Source organism: Pedobacter sp., assembly GCF_045627485.1.
In the GTDB taxonomy this organism is placed as follows: Bacteria; Bacteroidota; Bacteroidia; order Sphingobacteriales; family Sphingobacteriaceae; genus Pedobacter.
The window spans coordinates 1-3,048 of the sequence record NZ_JAZQNU010000046.1 but is presented as its reverse complement, the minus strand read 5'-3'; the positions used below and the strand labels follow the sequence as shown (position 1 = coordinate 3,048).

Sequence of the window (3,048 nt, the reverse complement as noted above, 5' to 3'; positions counted from 1 at the left end):
TGCAAAAATTCCCGGCTTAAATCCGCATGTTCCTCTGGTCGTGCATGAAAGGCCAGATAGGATTCAACCTTTTTTGAATATGCCTGGTCAGATTCTTGCAAAATCTGTTCAAGATCTTGCGGATTGGCTGAATACCGGACCTGGATCCAGGTCGGTTTTTGGATAGTGAAATCAAACATATTTTTCCCCTGGTTGTCTGATGATTATATTTGGATGTGGATGAAAACTACGCATCTTTTCATGCAACAACGTGTAAAATTTTAAGAAAATCAATCAAGGTTGGATTTATGACACATGATCAATTTCACAAAATGTTCGATAGTTTTTTTAATGGCCTGACTGAAAGAATGCACCCTCCTGGGTGGCGGCATATCAATATTAAACAGTATTGGCATGAGCGTTTTATTGAAGCCCTAGAGCATAAAAGCCCAACCTTAACCAATGAAAACTACACTGAACTTGCGGTGATGTGGCTTAAAGCCTATCAACAGCAACAAGAAATTATTGATCAGTTAGAAGAACAAATAGCGAAATTAAAAAAAGCCACATAATGTGGCTTTCTTTACTTATCCATTAGGATTATGTGGACCATATTTCACCGCACCACAATTGCATTTATATTTTCCTTTTGAGGAAAAGTGAATTGTATGTAGGGTTTGAGTTCTAACCTCTATATTTCTAATAAATAGCCATTTATGGCGTGGACCGTTCGTGCATTTAGGCAAATTACTCATTTAAAGATCCTCCAGATTAACCGACACACGTTTTTGACCTGCACGACTATCCGCAATTGCATTGAGTTCTTTATCCTCATGCTCACGTAACCACTTGGCCATTGCTGCCTTTTGATTTTTTAACTGATTCATGTGGACGTTCATCGGACCATAACCATGTTGTTTGATGATCGCTTGCACCTGGCGTGTGGCATCTTGCATATCCGTTGCGCATACTCGGCCAGATACTTTGCAACCACAGCCGTTGGCCTTAAAACTGTAAATTAATTTATTATTCATTTTTAACCCTCTACGTGCATTAGTAGCTCTTTCATACGAGCATAAGTTTTAGGTGCTGAACGGCTTTTAGTTTCTTCATTCAGCAGGTTTTCCAGTTCATCCCAATGTTCCACCAGGACGGCCCATTTATTGGATACACCTTTCATCAGGTCCAGACGTTCCCGGAAGGATGGAACTGCTTTAAGCAGCTCCACACAGCGGTTAAAATCGCTTGGATCACGTGGGTAGGCGGTTGAACGGTACCAATCAGCACCGTTTACCTTGCCACCGGAGAGCAGCGTGGCCATGATGCACTCGCTAGATAGTCCGGTATTACCACTGAGCAGCCAGGACATTGCTTGTTGAATTTCAGTCATTGGTTGGCTCCTGTGCTTTAGGTAAAGGCATCCAATGTGATGGTTCATCATTCAAACTATTCGCCCAAAAAGGACAGCCAGTATCTACACATATATCCATGAAATCTTTTTCTGGTTCTATATCAGGACTATCAGACCAGCAAATTAAAACCATTTCGTCCGATGGTGGTAATTGATCGTTAACACTGATCCATTCCGGCACCGCTTGGGCTTTCTCCCACATTAGCCACATTTGGCGCATTTGCTCCTTAAACCAAATTACTTGGCCATTTTCCACGGAATGCTCAAACAGCTGATCATCCGTAAGCGTCTGGCGTAGCAGGGCATAAACAAAAGTGAGTTTAAACTCATTAATAAAAGTTTGGATTTTCATAATTTTCCCCTTATTCGTGCCAGATAAAGCCGCATTCGTGGCATTCATATTGTGTTTTACCGTAGTTGCTGTGATTGGCACCAATAGTGCACTTGTCATAGCCGCATTTTGGGCATTTTGCGTAGTTGAAATACATATAGACCATAGATCCACCCTTAATCGCCATGCGGATAATAAATATCATCGGGGTCTACATCATCCCAAACCAAATAAGCATTACCGAAATAAAGCGCACAGATCAGTTTTTCGTAATGGCTATGCGGTTTAACTGCTTTCTTTCCTAAAATATCGTCATCGACCTTACCTGCGTAAAGCTCATAACACTTGTGGCCATCGTGCAACTTAAAAGCTTTATTGTTCTTATCTTCATACAAGGCACGAATGTTTAAGCAGTTTTTAAACTCAAATCCATAAGTTTTGCTCTTTGAACTTGAAAATGAGTGCGAATAAGTTAGTGGAGGTTCTTCTTCAAAAGCAATTTCCCAATACTCAGAAACCGCTGTGCTTTCCTTACATAGAACGTATGGCTTTTCCCAATTGTTTTCAGCTGCTTCACTTTCATTGCATTTAATGAATGCGTTAAGCAGGTCCGATAGCATTACAAAATGAGGTACTTCCATATCAGAAATAACTTTAAGTGTGGCTTTTTGCACCTGCTCAACAGCACTGTCCTGGATGCCAGATTCTTCCCAGGTGGTTTTCAAAGTATTCATCATCAGTGTGTTGTACTTTGCTAAATCAACAAAATTACTCACATCAGTCGGCATGGCTTCCTTGATTGCAGCCTTAACCCGATCCGGGAAATCTCCCCAACGGAAAACATCATCCAGGGCGTTTGAATACAGCTTTTTCACCGCATTGGTGATCATGTCTTTATATTCTTGAGATTCTTCAAATTGTTTGCACTGTTCTGCAATGTTTTGCGCCAATGCTGATACGTTAATATTGTTTTCCATTATTCATCTTCCCATTTAAAATCTTCACCAAGCTGCTCACGGTTATCTTCATCGACCAGGATCACGGAAATAACTTCCCATTCAGCCAGTTCAGGCACGTTGGCCATTTTTTCAAACGCCTGGGCCATATCATCAAATTGACCAGTCAGCTTTCTAATTTGCGTTGCGGTGCCTAACGAGCCCAATTCTTCACCAAAGAACTCATTTTTTTGTTCATCTGTTAAAGCCTTACGGATTCTTACCTGGTATTTATTCATTTTAATATTCCACCTCTGCAACCATAGCTACAGCAATGCCTTTCGCTGTACTGACAAATTGAATTTTTTCCATACCGAACACACGCAATAACA

General features: G+C 40.9%; 6 protein-coding genes. 1 reads left to right on the top strand and 5 read right to left on the bottom strand.

Translation table 11 applies throughout. The features are described 5' to 3' along the window. The first annotated feature begins 215 nt into the window (after positions 1-215). Positions 216-551, top strand: coding sequence for a hypothetical protein (locus ACR2F3_RS03325; RefSeq protein ID WP_432708559.1), 336 nt, complete (start codon positions 216-218; stop codon positions 549-551). A 183-nt stretch (positions 552-734) separates the two neighbouring features. On the opposite strand, the gene ACR2F3_RS03320 is transcribed toward ACR2F3_RS03325, so the two are convergent. The 5 genes from ACR2F3_RS03320 to ACR2F3_RS03300 form a co-directional block, all read right to left on the bottom strand. Beyond that, on the bottom strand, positions 735-935 hold the full coding sequence (locus ACR2F3_RS03320; RefSeq protein ID WP_432708558.1) for a hypothetical protein: 201 nt from the start codon (positions 933-935) through the stop codon (positions 735-737). An 80-nt stretch (positions 936-1,015) separates the two neighbouring features. Further along, positions 1,016-1,369 (bottom strand): hypothetical protein, encoded by a 354-nt coding sequence (locus ACR2F3_RS03315; protein ID WP_432708557.1) that lies wholly within the window; start codon positions 1,367-1,369, stop codon positions 1,016-1,018. After that, positions 1,362-1,841, bottom strand: coding sequence for a DUF551 domain-containing protein (locus ACR2F3_RS03310; RefSeq protein ID WP_432708556.1), 480 nt, complete (start codon positions 1,839-1,841; stop codon positions 1,362-1,364). Before ACR2F3_RS03310 ends, ACR2F3_RS03315 begins: the two co-directional genes overlap by 8 nt. 56 nt (positions 1,842-1,897) lie before the next feature. Then, positions 1,898-2,698, bottom strand: coding sequence for a hypothetical protein (locus tag ACR2F3_RS03305; protein ID WP_432708555.1), 801 nt, complete (start codon positions 2,696-2,698; stop codon positions 1,898-1,900). Further along, positions 2,698-2,955, bottom strand: coding sequence for a hypothetical protein (locus tag ACR2F3_RS03300; protein WP_432708554.1), 258 nt, complete (start codon positions 2,953-2,955; stop codon positions 2,698-2,700). Before ACR2F3_RS03300 ends, ACR2F3_RS03305 begins: the two co-directional genes overlap by 1 nt. Between the last annotated feature and the right edge of the window lie 93 nt (positions 2,956-3,048).